General features: G+C 67.6%; 11 protein-coding genes. 9 read left to right on the top strand and 2 right to left on the bottom strand.

Annotation, left to right across the window (positions count from 1 at the left end):
- Window positions 1-13 precede the first annotated feature (13 nt).
- From KRR55_RS16170 to KRR55_RS16155, 4 genes are all read left to right on the top strand, one after another.
- Complete coding sequence (locus KRR55_RS16170; protein ID WP_254456293.1) at window positions 14-2,347, top strand: transglycosylase domain-containing protein; 2,334 nt, start codon at window positions 14-16, stop codon at window positions 2,345-2,347.
- Window positions 2,340-3,305, top strand: coding sequence for a metallophosphoesterase (locus KRR55_RS16165; RefSeq protein ID WP_217390211.1), 966 nt, complete (start codon window positions 2,340-2,342; stop codon window positions 3,303-3,305). The genes KRR55_RS16170 and KRR55_RS16165 overlap by 8 nt, the downstream gene beginning before the upstream one ends.
- Before the next feature lie 90 nt (window positions 3,306-3,395).
- Window positions 3,396-5,228 carry an ABC transporter ATP-binding protein gene (locus KRR55_RS16160; RefSeq protein ID WP_336245145.1) on the top strand — a complete coding sequence of 611 codons (1,833 nt, stop codon included), beginning with the start codon at window positions 3,396-3,398 and terminating at the stop codon, window positions 5,226-5,228.
- Complete coding sequence (locus tag KRR55_RS16155; RefSeq protein WP_217390207.1) at window positions 5,225-7,033, top strand: ABC transporter ATP-binding protein; 1,809 nt, start codon at window positions 5,225-5,227, stop codon at window positions 7,031-7,033. Before KRR55_RS16160 ends, KRR55_RS16155 begins: the two co-directional genes overlap by 4 nt.
- 105 nt (window positions 7,034-7,138) lie before the next feature.
- On the opposite strand, the gene KRR55_RS16150 is transcribed toward KRR55_RS16155, so the two are convergent.
- Together KRR55_RS16150 and purD are read right to left on the bottom strand one after the other, a co-directional pair.
- Window positions 7,139-8,044, bottom strand: coding sequence for a phosphoribosylaminoimidazolesuccinocarboxamide synthase (locus tag KRR55_RS16150; RefSeq protein ID WP_217390205.1), 906 nt, complete (start codon window positions 8,042-8,044; stop codon window positions 7,139-7,141).
- Window positions 8,045-9,331 carry a phosphoribosylamine--glycine ligase gene (gene purD, locus KRR55_RS16145; protein WP_217390203.1) on the bottom strand — a complete coding sequence of 429 codons (1,287 nt, stop codon included), beginning with the start codon at window positions 9,329-9,331 and terminating at the stop codon, window positions 8,045-8,047.
- Between the two features lie 153 nt (window positions 9,332-9,484).
- Here purD and KRR55_RS16140 point away from each other — a divergent pair, with 153 nt between their 5' ends.
- The 5 genes from KRR55_RS16140 (at window position 9,485) to purF (ending at window position 13,452) form a co-directional block, all read left to right on the top strand.
- Entirely contained in the window at window positions 9,485-10,105 is a 621-nt protein-coding gene (locus KRR55_RS16140; protein WP_254456292.1) for a class I SAM-dependent methyltransferase, read from the top strand.
- Between the two features lie 5 nt (window positions 10,106-10,110).
- Window positions 10,111-11,118, top strand: a complete 1,008-nt coding sequence (locus KRR55_RS16135) for an asparaginase (protein WP_217390199.1) — start codon at window positions 10,111-10,113, stop codon at window positions 11,116-11,118.
- A gap of 6 nt (window positions 11,119-11,124) precedes the next feature.
- Window positions 11,125-11,499, top strand: coding sequence for a sterol carrier family protein (locus KRR55_RS16130; protein ID WP_217390197.1), 375 nt, complete (start codon window positions 11,125-11,127; stop codon window positions 11,497-11,499).
- A 13-nt stretch (window positions 11,500-11,512) separates the two neighbouring features.
- On the top strand, window positions 11,513-11,839 hold the full coding sequence (locus KRR55_RS16125) for a hypothetical protein (protein ID WP_217390195.1): 327 nt from the start codon (window positions 11,513-11,515) through the stop codon (window positions 11,837-11,839).
- Between the two features lie 62 nt (window positions 11,840-11,901).
- Window positions 11,902-13,452 carry an amidophosphoribosyltransferase gene (gene purF, locus KRR55_RS16120; RefSeq protein ID WP_217390193.1) on the top strand — a complete coding sequence of 517 codons (1,551 nt, stop codon included), beginning with the start codon at window positions 11,902-11,904 and terminating at the stop codon, window positions 13,450-13,452.
- The last annotated feature ends 18 nt before the right edge of the window (window positions 13,453-13,470 follow it).

Raw genomic sequence — 13,470 nt, 5'->3', positions numbered from 1 at the left:
TAAACTAGTGGGTATGGCAGCTAAAAAGTCCCCGTTTTTTGATACGGCTACCACCCTCGGCAAGATCGTTGCCTTCTTTGGGGTGAGCGCCTTGAGTGGCGTCCTTGCGGCAGGGCTCATGGTCCCGATTGCGTCCCTTGCCGGCAGCAGTGCAAACGCCGGCAGCGAGATTTTCGACGCCTTGCCGGCAAGCTTCAAGGGCGAGCCGATTGCGCAGCCCTCGAAGATCCTGGCCAAGGACGGTTCGACGATTGCGACGTTCTACTCGGAAAACCGGCAACCGGTCAAGCTGAAGAACATTTCCAAGGTCATGCAGAAGGCGATCATTTCCATCGAGGATGAGCGCTTTTACGAGCACAACGGGGTCGACGTGCGCGGCATCGCCCGCGCGGCGGTGAACAACTTCACTTCCTCGTCCCAGCAAGGCGCCTCCACGCTGACCCAGCAGTACGTGAACAACCTGCTGGTCAATGCCGACGTCGTCAACGGCGTGGATCGCTCGGAGATGACGATTTCCGGCTCCAAGGACATTGCCGACAAGGCCCGCGAGGCGAAGCTCGCCATCTCCATCGAAAAGGAGATGAGCAAGGACGAGATCCTCGAGGGGTACCTGAACCTCGTGCTCTTCTCCGGGCGCAACTACGGCATCCAGGCCGCGGCCCAGCGCTTCTACTCGGTGGACGCCAAGGACCTGAACCTGCAGCAGGCAGCGATGCTCGCCGGCATGGTCCAGCTGCCCAACGCCTACAACCCGGAGAAGTACCCGGAACGTAGCCTCAAGCGTCGCAACACCGTGCTGGCTGCCATGCTTCGCACCGGTGCCATCGACAAGAAGGCCTACGACAAGGCCGTGAAGTCCCCGCTGGGTGTCAAGCCGAACGAGGTCAAGTCCGGCTGCATCGCCGCCGATTCGGCCGCCTACTTCTGCGACTACGTCACCAAGCTGATCACCACGGATGAGGCATACGGCAAGACCAAGAAGGACCGCGAGAACCTGTTGTACCGCGGCGGCCTGACGATCAAGACCACGCTGGACCCGCGCCTGCAAAAGGAAGCGGAAAAGCAGTCGAAGGCGATGATCCCCGCCGACGACAAGTCGAACATCGGCGCCGCCATCGTGACGGTTGAACCGGGTACCGGCAACATCCTGGCCATGGGCCAGAACAAGACCTATTCCCCGGCCAAGGGCAAGGAATTCACGGAGTACAACTTCGCCGTGGAATCCGCGCTCGGCGGGGCCGGCGGCTTCCAGGGCGGCTCGACCATGAAGCCGTACACCACCATGGCGTGGCTTGAGGCCGGTCGCAACATGTGGGACCGGGTCAGCGCACCCAACAAGAAGAACTACCCTGCCTCATTCCGGTGGAAGGCCTCCTGCCTCCCCCGCGGTTACACCACTGCCGACGACGGCAAGGGCGGCGGCTGGTCGCCGGCCAACGCCGTGACGGGCTACCCGTCCTCGATGACCGTTGACTACGGCCTGTTCAACTCCGTGAACACCGCCACCGTGACCGAGGCCTCTAAGCTGGACCTGTGCGCCATTGCCGAGGGCACCGAACGCCTGGGCCTGATCGACTACGACAACTACTTCGACCTGTCCACCGGCAAGAAGACCACCAGGGCGCAGCCGATTTCCCCGGTCAACCCGTCGTTCGTGATCGGTTCCGCACGGATCACCCCGCTGGCGCAGGCCACCGCGTTCGCAACGTGGGCCAACAACGGCGAGTTCTGCGAGAACCGGGCGCTGACCTCGGTCACCGATGCCACCGGCACCGCGTACAAGGTCAAGCCGGTCGCCTGCGAGCAGGCGGTCAGCCCGCAGGTCGTCGCCGACATGAACGGCACCATGACGAAGATCGCCAAGCAGAAGGTGACCAAGGGCGCCATCGGCTACCCGATCGCCGGCAAGACCGGTACCAACAACGATGCCAACTCGACCTGGTTCGTGGGCTACACCACCGGCATGGCCTCCGCGGCATGGGTCGGTCGCTGGGACGAGAACCGCAGCAAGTCCACCCGGGACGTCGAAATCGACGGGATCAGCCGCCGCTGGGTCGACTCCGGCACGTGGGCCTCACCCCTGTGGACCAACTACATGAAGAAGGTCGGGGACCTCTACCCGGCCGAGTCCTTCGGCAAGGCCAAGTCCGCTCCCAAGCCGCCGGCCCCAAAGAAGGTCGAAAAGGAAGAAGAGGACGAATCGGATTCGGCGAGCTCCGAGTCAACGGAGCCCAAGGAAACCGAAAAGCCCAAGGAAACGGAAGCCCCGAAGGCAACCGCGACCCCCAAGCCGAAGGGGAACAGCGGAGACACGCCAAACCCTCCGAAGAAGACCGAAGATGACTAGTTCCTTCGGGATTTCTTCCGCGCTGCCCGAAGCGGTCTCACGCACTGTGCGTGGGGCCGCTTTGGCGGCTGGTGCGGCGGCCGCCGGTGCCGGAATCGCCTTTGGCTACGGATTGGGCCAGACCACGCGCTTCGGCGTGCGCGAGGAATCGCTGGCATTGCTGCCCCCGGGTTCCTCCCCGATCCGGATGCTCCACCTTTCGGACATCCACATGGTTCCGGGCCAGGAACTCAAGCGCCGCTGGCTGGCCTCGCTGGCGGACCTGGAACCGGACCTGGTCATCAACACCGGTGACAACCTGGGCCACATGGACGGGTTGGATGCACTGCTTGAGGCGCTGGGTCCCCTCATGGCGTTCCCCGGGGCCTTCGTGCCCGGGTCGAATTGCTACTTCGGGCCCAAGCCCAAGAACCCCTTCCGCTACCTCGGCAAGCGCGCTGACACGCCGCGCAACTCCCCCCGCTACCAGTTGCCCTGGCAGGCAATGCACCGCGCCTTCGGGTCTGCGGGCTGGGTCAACCTGACCAACAGGAACCATTCCATGGCGGTGAAGGGCACGCGCCTGGACTTCACGGGCGTGGACGACCCGCACCTGGACCTGGATCGCTTTGCCGGCTGGCCGGCCGGCTCCGCCAGCTCCGGCGCCGCCCCCCACCTTCGCATCGCGCTCACCCACGCCCCGTACCAGCGCGTCCTGGACAGGTTCACGGAGGCGGGCACCGACCTGATCCTGGCCGGGCACACCCATGGCGGCCAGGTCTGCATCCCGGGCTACGGCGCCCTGGTGACCAATTGCGACCTGCCGACATGGCGGGCGAGCGGGCTCACGCAGTGGGACTCCGCGGGCAAGAGCACGCCGCTGAACGTGTCCGCGGGCATCGGGACATCGCGCTTCGCGCCGGTGCGGATCGCCTGCCCGCCGGAGGCCATCCTGCTCACGCTTACCGCGCAGGGCTAGGGGCGCCGCATCCGATTGAAGAATCCCAACCCCACACTGTAGGGTATTCGCAGAAGCGAAACCATGCGCGGGGATAGGGGTCGGACACCGGTGGCAGTACAACAAGGACACGCCCCCGCGGCGGGAACTCCCTCCCTGGGCAGGACCCTGGCCCGGCTGATTCCCTTCGTCAAGCCCATCCTGCCCCGATTGTTCTTCGGGTTCCTGTGCGCACTGGCCGCCGGCGTCGTCGCCCTGACCATCCCGCAGGTGCTGGCCTGGCTGGTCAACAACGTGCTGCACCCCGAGGGCAGGAGCTCCGAGGTTTGGCTGGCCGTCGGGCTGGTCGCCGCGCTCGGCGCCCTCGAGGCGCTGCTGGTGTTCCTGCGCCGGCAGTTCGTGATCACCCCCGCCGCCCGGCTGGAAACCCAGCTGCGGGTGCGCCTGTACGGCCACCTGCAACAACTCCCCGTGGCATTCCACGAACGCTGGGGCTCCGGCCAGCTGCTCTCGCGGTCCATGGCGGACCTAAGCCTGCTGCGCCGCTGGCTCGCCTTCGGCGCGATGATGCTGGTGGTTTCCACGGTCACCGTGATCGTCGGCCTGACCCTGATGTTCAACTCCAGCTGGGTGCTGGGCACCATCTACCTGGCCGGCGCCATCCCCATCACCATCAAGGCGTTCAAGTTCCGCACCAACTACCGTGCGGCGAGCCGTTTGAGCCAGGACCAGGCCGGGGACCTGGCCACGGCCGTGGAGGAATCGGTCCACGGCATCCGCGTGATCAAGGCCTTTGGCCGCGGCCGCCACATGTACGACGGCTTCAACTCGCGCGCCGAGCAATTGCGCGACACCGAGGTTTCCAAGGCCCGGACCCTGGCCGGCTTCATCCTCTTCGTGGTGGCCATCCCCGAGACCACCCTGGGCCTGGGCCTGGTGGCGGGCCTGTGGCTCACCTCCCAGGGCGAGCTGAGCGTCGGCGCGCTCGTTGCCTTCTTCGCCACCGCCACGGTGCTGGCGGGCCCGGTCGAGAACATGGGCATGCTCATGGGCATGACGCTGACGACCAAGACCGCCCTGGACCGGCACTTCGAGGTCATGGACACGCAGAACACCATCACCTCCCCCGCCTCGCCGGTGTCCCCGCGGGACCCGCGCGGCGACCTGGAATTGCGCGACGTCGCCTTCCGCTTCCCCGACACCCCCGACTCCGCCGCGCCCACCCTGCGCGGCATCAACCTGCACGTTCGCCCCGGGGAAACCATGGCGCTGGTCGGGATGACCGGCACCGGCAAGTCGACCCTGCTTCAGCTGGTCCCCCGGCTCTACGACGCCACCGGCGGGCAGGTGCTCATCGACGGGGTGGACGTGCGCGAGCGCGACCTGGTCGAACTGCGCCGCGATGTCGCCGTCGCGTTCGAGGACACCATCCTGTTCTCCTCCTCGATCCGCGACAACGTGCTGCTCGGCGCCCCCGAGCTGGAGGGCCCGGAACTTGACGCCCTGCTGGATGACGCCATCGACACCGCGCAGGCCGGATTCGCCCGCACGCTGCCGCAGGGCCTGGACACCGTCATCGGCGAGGAGGGGCTGTCCCTCTCCGGCGGCCAGCGCCAGCGCATCGCCCTGGCCCGGGCGATCGCCGCGCGGCCACGCGTGCTGGTGCTCGACGACCCGCTCTCCGCCCTGGACGTGCGCACCGAGGAAGCCGTGACGCAGCGGCTGCGCAGCACGCTGGCCGGGACCACCACGCTGATCGTGGCCCACCGGCCCTCCACCGTTGCCCTGGCCGACCGCGTCGCGCTGCTGAAGGACGGGGCCATCGACGACGTCGGCACGCACTCGGACTTGCTGGCACGCAACGAGCACTACCGCTACGTCATCGCCAGCCTCGAGGACGAGGAATCCGACCTGATCCCAAGGCAAGGCGGTCCACTAGCATGAGCCCGAACATCGGCGTTGCCAACGAGGACGCCATCACGCTGTCCAGGGAGGAACGCAAGCGCTTGCGCGCCCGCTCCTGGAAGCTGCTGGCCACCCTGGCACGGAGCCAGAAGCGGATGCTGGTGCTGACCGTGGTCCTGGTTGTCGTCTCCAATGCAGCCCGCGTCGCCTTCCCGCTGATCATCGCCTGGGCCATCGACTGGGGCCTGCCGCAGGTCACCGCGGGCAACTGGGCTGCCCTGGGCATCACCGGTGGCGCCTACGTGCTCTCGGCGATCGCCGCCGGCACCCTGCTGGGCTGGTACATCCTGAGCACCGCCAAGATCTCCCAGGCGATGCTGCTGGATTTGCGGCTGCGCGTCTTCCGGCACACCCAGCGCCTGAGCCTGGAATTCCACGAGAACTACACCTCCGGGCGCATCATCTCCCGCCAGACCTCCGATCTGGAGACGCTGCGGGAACTGCTCGACCAGGGCATCTCCGAACTGGCCTCGGCGGCGGTCTTCGTGCTCTTCACCCTGGTCTCCATCTTCGTGCTCGACTGGCGCTCGGGCCTGGTGGTCGTCATCGCGGCGGTGCCCATCTGGCTGCTCTTCGGCTGGTACCAGAAGCGCTCCGAACTCGTCTACCGCGAGTCGCGCGTGGTCTCGGCCCGGGTCATCGGCTCCTTCGTGGAAACCATGACCGGCATCCGCGCCGTGAAGGCCTTCCGCAAGGAGCGCGCCAACGACGCGGGCTACGCGCAGGTCGCCGGCGAATACCGCGACAACTCGATCCGCTCCATCAACCTCTTCGGGGTCCTGCAGCCGTCCCTGGTGCTCATCGGCAACCTGTCGGTGGCGGCGGTGCTGGCCTGGGGCGGGTTCCGCATCCTGGACGGCGAGCTGGGCGTGGGCGTGCTGGTGGCGCTGCTGCTGGCCACCAAGCGCGTGTTCCAGCCGGTGGAGAACATCGCGATGTTCTACCAGTCCCTGCAGTCCGCCACCGCGGCGCTGGAAAAGGTCTCCGGGCTGCTCGAGGAGGAACCCACCGTCGTGGAGCCGGCCAAGCCGCGGCCGCTGGAGCAGGTCGCCGGCGCCCTGGAATTCACCGACGCGGTCTTTGGCTACGGCGACGGCCCGGTCGTCATGGACAGGTTCGACCTGTCCATTCCCGCGGGGCAGACGGTTGCCGTGGTCGGGCAGACCGGTGCCGGCAAGTCCACCCTGGCCAAGCTGATTGCCAGGTTCTACGACCTGCGCTCCGGTTCGCTGACGCTCGATTCGGTGCCCATCGCGGAAATCGCCAACAACGACCTGCGCCGGCACGTGGTCATGGTGACCCAGGAGGCGTTCCTGTTCTCCGGAACCGTCGCCGAGAACATCTCCCTGGGCAAGCCCGGGGCCAGCATCGAGGAGATCATCCTGGCCGCCCGGGCCGTGGGCGCCCACGAATTCATCACCGCGCTGCCCGAGGGCTACGACACCGACGTGAACAAGCGCGGCGGGCGCGTCTCCTCGGGCCAGCGCCAGCTGATCTCCTTCGCCCGGGCGTTCCTGGCCGACCCCGCGGTGCTGATCCTTGACGAGGCGACCAGCTCGCTGGACATCCCCTCCGAACGCGCCGTGCAGCGCGGGCTGCAGACGCTGCTGGGAAACCGCACCGCGCTGATCATCGCGCACCGGCTCTCCACGGTGCAGATCGCGGACCGGGTGCTGGTGGTCCATGACGGAAGGATCGTCGAGGACGGTTCCCCGGCCGAGCTCATCGGCTCCGCGGGCCGCTTCGCCGCCCTGCATAAGGCCTGGCGCGACTCCCTGGTCTGATCCCCGCCGCACCCCGGGCGGTACGGCGGCAACGGGACAACGACAACGGCCCCGGAATTCCCATCCCGGAGGAGAAGGAATTCCGGGGCCGTTCCCGCGTGCGGATCAGGCGCTGAAGGCCAGCCCCGTCAGGCGCTCGTAGGCATCGATGTAGCGGGCGCGGGTGCGCTCCACGATCTCCGCCGGCAGCGCCGGCGGTTCCTGGCCGGAGTCCTTGTCCCAGCCCGAGTCCTCGGAGGTGAGCCAGTCGCGGACGAACTGCTTGTCGAAGGACGGCTGCGCCTTCCCGGGCTCGTAGGTCGTCGCATCCCAGAAGCGCGAGGAATCCGGGGTGAGCACCTCGTCGCCCAGGGTGATCTCGCCGTTGGCCGGGTCGATCCCGAACTCGACCTTGGTGTCGGCCAGGATGATGCCGCGGGTGCGGGCGATCTCCTCGGCGCGCGTGTACAGGGCCAGGGTCGCGTCGCGCAGGTCGGCGGCCTGCTGCCCGCCGATGCGGGCGGCGGTCTCCTCGAAGGTGATGTTCTCGTCGTGCTCCCCGACCTCGGCCTTGGCCGAGGGGGTGAAGATCGCCGGTTCCAGCTTGGAGCCGTCCACCATGCCCGCCGGAAGCGGCAGCGCGCACACGGTCTGGCGGTCCTTGTACTCGGCCAGGCCGGAGCCGGTGAGGTAGCCGCGGGCGATGCATTCGATCGGGAACATGTCCAGCTTCTTGCAGACCATGGCCCGGCCCGCGACGGCCTCGGGCACGTCGGTGGAGATGACGTGGTTGGGGAATTGTGAGAGCTTCTCGAACCACCAAAGGCTCAGCTGCGTCAGCACCTTGCCCTTGTCCGGGATCTCGGATTCCAGCACGAAGTCAAAGGCGCTGATCCTGTCGCTGGCAACGACCAGCACGCGGTCGGTCTCCTCGAAGCTGGAGCCCGCCGGGACATAGAGGTCGCGGACCTTGCCCGAGTAGTGGTGCGTCCAACCCGGCAGAACCAGGGTTTCGGTTTGCAGGCCTGACATTTAGTGTGTTCCTTCCGAGACGCTGATCTGGCCGTTGGCGGCCTTCAGCGCAATATCCGTGCGGTGCTGGGCGCCGTCCCAGGAGATGGCTGCCACGCCGGCATAGGCCTTCTCGCGGGCGGCATGGAGGTCGGCGCCCAGGCCAACGACCGCCAGCACGCGGCCGCCGTCGACGACGACCTCGCCCGCGTCGTTGCTGGTGGTTCCGGCGTGCAGCACCGAGACGTCCTCGATGGCCTCGGCGGCGTCAATGCCCTGGATTGCAGCACCCTTGACGGGCGACTCCGGGTAGTTCTCCGCGGCCATGACCACGCCGACGGCGGTCTCGGGGCGCCAATGCAGTTGCTCGGCATCGTCGAGTTCACCCTTGGCGGCCGCCATCAGCAGCCCGCCCAGCGGGGTCTTCAGCCGCGCGAGCACCGCCTGGGTCTCGGGGTCGCCGAAGCGTGCGTTGAACTCGATGACGCGGATCCCGCGGGTGGTGATGGCCAGGCCGCAGTAGAGCACCCCGGTGAAGGGGGTGCCGCGGTGTTCCATGTCGCGCAGCGTCGGGTAGGCGACGCGTTCCATGACCTCGTCCACGAAGCCGGCGGGCAGCCACTGCAGCGGCGAGTAGGCGCCCATGCCTCCGGTGTTCGGGCCCTCGTCGCCGTCGAAGATGCGCTTGAAGTCCTGGGCGGGGGCCAGCGGGACGGCGTGGGTGCCGTCGCAGATGACGAAGAGGGAGACCTCCGGCCCGTCGAGGAACTCCTCGATGACCACGGTGCCGCCTGCCTCGAAGCAGGTCTCGGCGTGGGCCAGGGCCTCGGAGCGGTCGGAGGTGACCACGACTCCCTTGCCGGCTGCCAGGCCGTCGTCCTTGACCACATACGGGGCGCCGAAGGCGTCAAGCGCCTCGGCCGCCTCGGCGGCGTTGGTTGCCACCCTGGCCATCGCGGTGGGCACTTCCGCCTCGGCCATGACGGTCTTGGCGAAGGCCTTGGAGGCCTCCAGCTGGGCCGCTGCCTTGGTGGGACCAAAGACGGGGATCTCGGCGGCGATCAGGGCGTCCGCCACACCTGCCGCCAGGGGTGCCTCGGGGCCGACCACAACCAGGTCCGAACCCAGTTCCCGGGCCAGTGCCACCACAGCTGCGGGGTCCTGGGCATCGATGGGGTGGGTGGTGACATCACGCGAAATCCCGGCATTGCCGGGTGCGCAATGCAGGTCGGTGACGTAGGGATCCGAAGCCAAAGCGCGGATCAGTGCATGTTCGCGGCCGCCGGGGCCAATAACCAGTACCTTCACGAGGCTTAAGCCTACCGGTTCCGGCCCCGACGGCGTCCACCGGAGTCACGGGACCGACGTATTCGCGGCAACGTCGCACGCCGGCCTCCCTCCCGTGCCGGCAGTCGGCGTCCGGTCCCCCGGCCGCGGCGCGCTGCGCCTATGCTCATGTACATGGAGAAGGAAACCTTGTGGCAGCGGCAGGCCCGCCAGGACCCGAAGCAGGCCAGGAACTACATCGACCGCTTTGCGCAATTGCGCGAATCCGGGGCGGACCTTGACGGCGAGGCGCGGTTCGTCGACGCGATGCTCCCGCGCGCCGCGCGCGTGCTCGATGCCGGCTGCGGAACCGGGAGGGTGGGCGGGGCACTGGCGGCGCGCGGCCACCAGGTCACCGGGGTCGACCTGGATGCCGAGCTTCTGGCAGCCGCCCGGGCAGACTTCCCCGGTTCCCGCTGGCTGCAGGGAAACCTGGCATCGTTGGATTTGCGCACGTCTTCCGGTGCCCGCGAGACATTCGACGTCGTCGTCTCCCCGGGAAACGTCCTGGCCTTCGTGGCCCCGGGCACCGCCGGTGAGGTGCTCAAGGCCCTGGCCGACCACCTGGCACCCGGGGGCCGCCTGGTGGTGGGCTTCTCGCTGCTCAGGGACTACGCCCTGACTGACCTCGAGGCCGATGCGGCAGCGGCCGGGCTGGACATCGGCTCCCGCTTCTCCACCTGGGACATGCGGCCGCTGGGCCGGGACTCGGACTTCGTCGTTGCGCTGCTGCAACGCGCCCAGAGCGTAAACTAGCTCACATGCCCGAAACCTTGATTGCCTCCGAAACCGTTGACCTTGTGGTGCTCGAGCGCAACGGCTTCGTGGAATCCCGACACCGCGGCTGCGCCGTGGTCGTCGACGCCGCGGGCGAGGTGCTCACCGCGCTGGGAAACCCCAACACCCTGCTGTACCCGCGCTCCGCGCTCAAGCCCTTCCAGGCACTTGCCTCCATGCAGTGCGGGGTTCCGTTGCGTGGCGCCCAGGTGGCCCTGGCCGCGGCCAGCCACGTGGGTAGCACCGAACACACGGACGTTGTTGAATCCATGCTCGCCAAGGCCGGGCTGAGCGAAGCGGACCTGATGTGCCCCGCCTCCTGGCCCGCACATGCCCCAACGCGCACGGAACGGGTGCGGGCCGGGCTCCAGGAGTCCGCCCTGTCGTTCAATTGCTCGGGAAAGCACGCCGCATTCCTGTGGGCCTGCACCGAAAACGGCTGGGACACCAAGACCTACCTCTCCCCCGACCACCCGCTGCAGCAACGGGTCATCGAGGTCATCGAGGAATACGCCGGGGAAAAGATCGCACACCTGGGCGTGGACGGATGCGGGGCGCCGGTCCCGGTGATCTCCCTGGCCGGCCTTGCCCGCGCGGCATCCAAGCTGGCGCAGGCCCCGGGCAACAAGCACGCAGATGCGCGGGCTGCAACCATCGCCACCGCGATGCTGGACTACCCGTGGGCGGTCCAGGGCCATGGCCTGCCCAACTCCGTGGTGATGGAGGACCTGGGCGTCATTGCCAAGCTCGGCGCCGAGGGCGTGCTGATGCTCGCGGCCCCCAACGGCACGGCGGTGGCCGTGAAGGTACAGGACGGTTCGGGCCGCGGCAGCGATTTGCTGGGCCTGACCCTGCTGGCCAACGCCGGCGCCATTTCCACCGGCCAGCTCTCCGATGTGCTGGCCAAGCTCACCAGGCCGGTGCTCGGCGGCGGCGCCCCGGTGGGTTCAGTGCGCCTGCCGGCGCAAGTGCTGGACCTGCTGGATTCCTGAGTCCCCATGGCCATCAAGCGACGCATCGACCCGGCCGAAGGTTCCCGCGCCCTCGCCCGGTGGAGCGAGGCCGACGCGGAGGAAGCCGCCAAGCTGCCGCGCCCCCTCATTGCCCTGGCGGTGCGCTACGCGCTCGAGGAACTTGCCAGCCGCGCCGAGGGCAACTCGGTGGAGGTACGCGTTCCGCCGTTCGGGGTGACCCAATGCATTCCCGGCCCGCGGCACACCCGGGGTACTCCCCCGAACGTCATTGAGCTGCCGGCCCAGCTCTGGCTGGCGCTGGCCACCGGCAAGATGGACTGGGAGACGGCCCTGGCCACCGGAAAGGTCACGGCCTCCGGGCTGCGTGCCGACCTGTCGGCCGAACTCCCCCTGGTTTAGTACCCTAGAGGGTATGGAATCCAGCCAGAACCCCGCCAATCCAACCCCCGCCGACAAGCCCAGCGCAGAGGTCGAGGTGGAGGTGTATGCGGCACCCAGGTTCTGGCCGTTTGTGGGCGTCGGGGCCCTCGTCGGCGTCGTCGTCGCCTTCATTTCCGCGTTCACGGGCGAGGAATCGGCCGACTTCTCCCGCGGCTCGATTGCCGGATTCCTGGCGGTCGGTTTTGCGTTCTTCGGCGTTCTGCTCGCCGGCATCGTATATCTGGTTGTGGATCGCATCACACGCAAAAAGGCACGTCGCGCGCTTGCCGTGCCCATGGGTGACCCAGAACACCGGTAGAACCATGCTTGTGGGGCACTTCACGCCGCATCGGCACCCCGGCTCGTGAGAGAATATTTCTTATGGCGCGTGGTGACGGAAACCTAAATCATGATCTTTTGCCCGACGAGAAGGGCCCGCAGGATGAATGCGGTGTCTTCGGTGTTTGGGCTCCCGGCGAAGAAGTGGCGAAACTGACCTATTACGGTCTGTATGCGCTTCAGCATCGCGGGCAGGAATCGGCCGGATTGGCCACGAGTGACGGACAGCGGATCAATGTCTACAAGGACATGGGTCTGGTCTCCCAGGTGTTCGACGAGAACACCCTCAATTCCATGCCCGGGCACCTGGCCATCGGCCACTGCCGCTACTCGACCACCGGAGCAAGCCACTGGGCCAACGCCCAGCCGACCCTGGGCCCCACCGCGGCGGGCACCGTCGCGCTGGCCCACAACGGCAACCTGACCAACTCGGCCGAGCTGATGGAGATGGTCAACGACCTCCACGCCGAGTCGGAGGAAAAGGTCCGCGGCGAAATCGCCCAGGGCAACACCACCGACACCGCGCTGGTCACCGCGCTGCTCAATGGCACCGAGGGCGAATCGCTGGAGGAGTCGGCCCTGCGCCTGCTGCCCAAGCTCAGCGGCGCCTTCTGTTTCGTCTTCATGGACGAGCACACCCTTTACGCGGCCCGCGACACCTACGGCGTGCGCCCGCTGGTCCTCGGCCGCCTTGAGCGCGGATGGGTCGTGGCCTCCGAGCAGGCCGCACTGGCCACCGTGGGCGCCAGCTTCATCCGCGAGATCGAACCGGGCGAATTCATCGCCATCGACGAGGACGGCGTGCGTTCCCAGCGCTTTGGCGAGGCCACCCCGAAGGGCTGCGTCTTCGAGTACGTCTACCTGGCCCGCCCGGATGCAGCCATCAACGGCCGCTCCGTGTACGAGTCCCGCGTGGAAATGGGCCGCCAGCTGGCCCGCGAAAATGCCGCCGAGGCCGACATCGTCATCCCGGTCCCAGAATCCGGGACCCCCGCCGCCATTGGCTACGCCGAGGAATCGGGCATTCCCTTTGCCCACGGCTTCGTGAAGAACGCCTACGTGGGACGCACCTTCATCCAGCCCTCGCAGACGCTGCGCCAGCTGGGCATCAAGCTCAAGCTCAACGCCCTGGTGCCGGTCATCAAGGGAAAGCGCGTCGTGGTCGTGGACGACTCCATCGTGCGCGGCAACACCCAGCGCGCCGTGGTGCGCATGCTGCGCGAGGCCGGCGCCGCCGAGGTCCACGTGAAGATCTCCTCCCCGCCGGTGAAGTGGCCCTGCTTCTACGGCATCGACTTCGCCACCCGTGCCGAGCTCGTGGCCAACGGGGCGGCAGTGGACGAGATCGGCAAGTCCATCGGCGCCGACTCGCTGGCCTACATTTCCGAGGACGGCATGATCGATGCCACCGAGCAGCCGCGCGAACGCCTGTGCACCGCATGCTTCACCGGGGACTACCCGATTGCCCTGCCGGGTTCGGACCGCATCGGCAAGAACCTGCTTGAACGAAGCAACCAGGCGGGATGTGAGCCGGGCCCGGATGCCGAATTCGAGTCGGCACTCACCGCCGCAGACAAAACACCGCGCAACTAAGTAAAGGACACATCAGAG

It is taken from the genome of Paeniglutamicibacter quisquiliarum (assembly GCF_019084045.1).
GTDB lineage: Bacteria > Actinomycetota > Actinomycetes > Actinomycetales > Micrococcaceae > Paeniglutamicibacter > Paeniglutamicibacter quisquiliarum.
The sequence above is the reverse complement of the archived record's forward strand: the minus strand, read 5'-3'. Positions and strand labels throughout refer to the sequence as shown.

What these genes read in the sequence shown, in the direction of transcription:
- KRR55_RS16170 (WP_254456293.1), top strand. Translation starts at nt 14, where the DNA reads ATGGCAGCTAAAAAGTCCCCGTTTTTTGATACGGCTACCACCCTCGGC.
- KRR55_RS16165 (WP_217390211.1), top strand. Translation starts at nt 2,340, where the DNA reads ATGACTAGTTCCTTCGGGATTTCTTCCGCGCTGCCCGAAGCGGTCTCA.
- KRR55_RS16155 (WP_217390207.1), top strand. Translation starts at nt 5,225, where the DNA reads ATGAGCCCGAACATCGGCGTTGCCAACGAGGACGCCATCACGCTGTCC.
- KRR55_RS16150 (WP_217390205.1), bottom strand. Translation starts at nt 8,044, where the DNA reads ATGTCAGGCCTGCAAACCGAAACCCTGGTTCTGCCGGGTTGGACGCAC.
- KRR55_RS16140 (WP_254456292.1), top strand. Translation starts at nt 9,485, where the DNA reads ATGGAGAAGGAAACCTTGTGGCAGCGGCAGGCCCGCCAGGACCCGAAG.
- KRR55_RS16135 (WP_217390199.1), top strand. Translation starts at nt 10,111, where the DNA reads ATGCCCGAAACCTTGATTGCCTCCGAAACCGTTGACCTTGTGGTGCTC.
- KRR55_RS16130 (WP_217390197.1), top strand. Translation starts at nt 11,125, where the DNA reads ATGGCCATCAAGCGACGCATCGACCCGGCCGAAGGTTCCCGCGCCCTC.
- KRR55_RS16125 (WP_217390195.1), top strand. Translation starts at nt 11,513, where the DNA reads ATGGAATCCAGCCAGAACCCCGCCAATCCAACCCCCGCCGACAAGCCC.
- purF (WP_217390193.1), top strand. Translation starts at nt 11,902, where the DNA reads ATGGCGCGTGGTGACGGAAACCTAAATCATGATCTTTTGCCCGACGAG.